Source organism: Roseiarcus sp., from assembly GCF_052145395.1.
Classification (GTDB): domain Bacteria; phylum Pseudomonadota; class Alphaproteobacteria; order Rhizobiales; family Beijerinckiaceae; genus Roseiarcus.
Genome location: NZ_JBKQOT010000858.1, coordinates 1 through 3,272 on the forward strand (window position 1 = coordinate 1; position 3,272 = coordinate 3,272).

At 61.3% G+C, this 3,272-nt stretch carries 3 protein-coding genes, 1 pseudogene and 1 riboswitch; of the genes and pseudogenes, 1 reads left to right on the forward strand and 3 read right to left on the reverse strand.

What is annotated here, in order from left to right; translation table 11 throughout:
- The 3 genes from ACLP25_RS29840 to ACLP25_RS29850 all read right to left on the reverse strand — a co-directional run.
- A partial coding sequence (locus ACLP25_RS29840; protein ID WP_442472714.1) for a hypothetical protein occupies window positions 1-604 on the reverse strand: 604 nt, incomplete at its 3' end.
- A gap of 605 nt (window positions 605-1,209) precedes the next feature.
- Complete coding sequence (locus tag ACLP25_RS29845) at window positions 1,210-1,536, reverse strand: hypothetical protein (RefSeq protein WP_442472715.1); 327 nt, start codon at window positions 1,534-1,536, stop codon at window positions 1,210-1,212.
- A 30-nt stretch (window positions 1,537-1,566) separates the two neighbouring features.
- The gene (locus tag ACLP25_RS29850; RefSeq protein WP_442472716.1) at window positions 1,567-2,247 is read right to left on the reverse strand and encodes an HAD family hydrolase; all 681 of its coding nucleotides are present in this window, start codon (window positions 2,245-2,247) and stop codon (window positions 1,567-1,569) included.
- Window positions 2,248-2,867: 620 nt separating this feature from the next.
- Window positions 2,868-2,949: riboswitch (ZMP/ZTP riboswitch) on the forward strand.
- 38 nt (window positions 2,950-2,987) lie between these two features.
- Between ACLP25_RS29850 and glyA the strand changes: the two are divergent.
- Window positions 2,988-3,272, forward strand: a pseudogene (glyA, locus tag ACLP25_RS29855) (serine hydroxymethyltransferase); the annotation flags it as partial.

Below are 3,272 nucleotides of genomic sequence, written 5' to 3' on the forward strand. Positions count from 1 at the left end.
GACGAACCAAAGCCTCGGCGCCAAACCTGTGCGAGGACCAAAACTTCATCCGCCGTGTGGACAGGAGTTCTTGAAGTTCGTCGTAACGGCCGCCCTCAAGCAGGCACGACAAGCAGATGGATGTTCCGATCACATGCTGGAAGGTTTGCCGATCGGCCCAGACGCGGCGCACCATTCCGATCATTCGGTCTGCATATTCGTCGATCAGGTCCGGGTATTGGGCGATCTCGCCCCAGCGATCTTCGAGCGGAGCCGGATATTCGACGTCGTCGTTTTGCACCGCCTCGAACAATCTCTCGAGCCACTTGCTTCTGGTCGCGTGGTCCGCCGACGCGACAGTCAGGATCGGGATTAGCTCATTCACGGTGCGAAAGACCGCAGCGCCAAGGGCGCCGGACGAGGTGTCAATTCCCTGGAACGCCGGCCAGATGCGCTCCATTAACGACGCGACGCCGTCTCCCGCCGCGACCGGATCGGATTTCGCCACAGACCTAATCTCGGCGGCGGCTTCCTTGAGACGGCCGATGGCGAGACTCGATGCGCGCCAGCCGTAGGCATTGGTGCGAAATTTCCTCTTGAACTGCCACTCGCGAACTGACGTCATCGGCCCTTCACTTCAGTTTATGCGCTGCTGCGCGCCGGCGGTCTCGAGGTTTTCAAGGGCGGTCCATTTCGGGCCGTCCCGATTTGGAAAACCCCTTGCCTTCCGATCATCCCCCCGTCCAGCAGCTTTCGGCGACAGCATGTCTTCATTCCACGGGCTACATAGGCTGCGCTGGGCTTCTTGCGCGTTTGCCTCAGTGTTACGACCGTGGCTCTGGCGCTCGCTGGGCGGCCGGGGAAGAAGCACGACGATCGAAGGCATGAAAGCGGCAGCGCGGTCGTAGGAGGAATAGTGGGAAAGGCTTAGTCCGCACTATCAGTATAAGGGGCGTTCGCGGCAAGGAGCCGCGTGATCAACCCGAAACATTGAGCGGCGTGGAAGGCAGGATTGGGCGCGACACCTGCCCTCCAGCATCACCCGGGAACGGCAAAGGTCCGCCCACACCGGAAGTTCCTCCGCCGCTCACAGCTCCATGCCCTCGAACGGAATACGATGGAGAGGAAGTTCGCCTGACGAAGCGGCCCGGGCGGTCGCCCGGGCCGGTCAGGCGGCGATCGCCAGCTTCCGCCGGCGGCGCATGAGGGCGCCGAGAGCGAGGAAGCCGGCTACCAGCATCGCGCAGGTCGCGAGGGTTCGGGAGCGGCGGCGCGCGTAGAGACGTCGACGGTGAGGAAGTTGGCCCTCGTGACCTCGCTCAGTGTGAAGCGGCCGGAGCAGGTCCAGACATCCGTCGACCGGGCGGAGCAGGCCCCGCCCGACTGCGTAAAGCTTCCGACGATGGAATGGGTGGCATCGAGCTTCAAGTCGTCGGAATTCGTGACCGTTCCCGCGTTGCCTTGGACCGAGACGTTGTCGTTGAGCGTCGTTTTGCCGACGGCGAAGTCGGGGTTTCCGTTCACGACCGGGATCGTGCCAAATCTCCTTGCATCCACCGGGGCGTCCATGCACGAAACAGAGCGATTTTAGACGACGAGTGCCGCAATTGCCGGTGGAAGGTCTTGCATTGCGGAGATCGTCACCTCCGCACCGGACTCCATCAGCCGGGTTGCATGAACGGGATAGGTATGGGAGCCTCCGATGAATCCGATAACTCTCATGCCCGCTGCCCTCGCCCCCTGAACGCCGTAAATCGAATCTTCGACAACGATGGTTTTCTTCGGATCGGCTCGCATCTGTTTGGCACCATGTAAGAATATGTCAGGCTTCGGCTTTGCGCTTTTCGCGCCAAGGGTTATGGCGGAGAAGATGTGAGGCGCGAACAGTGATCTCAAGCCCACCTTCAACAGCATGGCGTCGAGCCGAGTGGGCTTCGTATTGGAGCAAATGCACCGCGTATAGGGAAGCTGCGACAGCGCGAAGGCCACACCATCGATAGCCTGAACATCGAGTTCCAACCGCTCGTCGAGGATCGCTTCCGACTTGTCGAACAGCGATGTCATGAGTTCAAGGCCGCTGTCTCTTTCGACCGATCTCAGGATATCGGACCATGACATGCCGCAGAACCGTTCCTTCATTTCGCCGACGCTAATTGGATAGCCTGATTCTGAAAGAAGAGCGGCTTCCACTTGCGCAGCGATGATTTCGGAATCGACCAATACGCCGTCACAGTCGAAGATGATAAGATCTAGGCTTTGGTCTCGCACCGTATTTCCTCTATGAATCAATCTTAAGAGCTTGCACTTGCGGCGCACGCGCTTCGCTTTTCAGTTCGGACGGCGCACTCGATGGGCCCTGCGCCGCTGGTAGAAATTGCCCCATGCCTCCCAGAAGCAGAGCCGTCCTCAAAAGGCCCCCGCGACGACGCTCTGGACCCGTCGCGCTCCGATGCTCCACGAACCCCGTCGTCGTCCACGCAGCGCATTTTTTCAGGGCCGCCCGTACGTACGGCGGCCGCGAGGTCCGGAACGGTCTACTCTTCCGCCAGTTCCAGGACCTCGGGACCGCCGAACCGAGCGATACGGATATGTTGCCAAGGCATGCGCTAACCGTAGCGGCAATTGTGGTGGGCGTCATGCTGCACGCGGCCGCGGCACTCACCGGAAGCTTGCGCGAAGTCGCCTTCGGGTCGAATTGACCCGTTCGCCGCGCCGTCGGGTAAGGACCGCTATTTGCGCGCAGCAGACGGCCGGCGCCAACGTTTAGCGGTCATCGGAGATTGCGGCGCACCCGGGGGAGGGGAATCCCGGCCGTTTTCTCACCAACGACCACTCTTCGCAGACTTCGTTATGCCGACTTGCCGGGAGCAAGGGCTTGCGCCATCATTGACGCGCCGCGTGACTGGCGAGCTTGAGATGGGGCACCATCGGGAAGCGCGGCCTCGAATGCCGTTCGCCTGGGCAGCCGACTGTAAGAGGTTGGCACATCTTCCTGAGGGGAGACGCCCATGGACGCCTATCGCGCAAAACTCGAGTCCTTCGATCCCGATATAGCGCATGCCATCGCCGGCGAGGAGCGTCGCCAGCTTGATGGCGTCGAGATGATCCCTTCCGAAAACCACACCTATCCCGAGGTGCTGGCGGCGCTCGGGTCGGTGCTGACCAACAAGTACTCGGAAGGCTATCCCGGCCGGCGCTATTACGGTGGGCAACAATATACCGACGCGGTCGAAAATATCGCGCGCGACCGCGCGTGCGCGCTGTTTCGCGCCGAGCACGCCAACGTCCAGCCG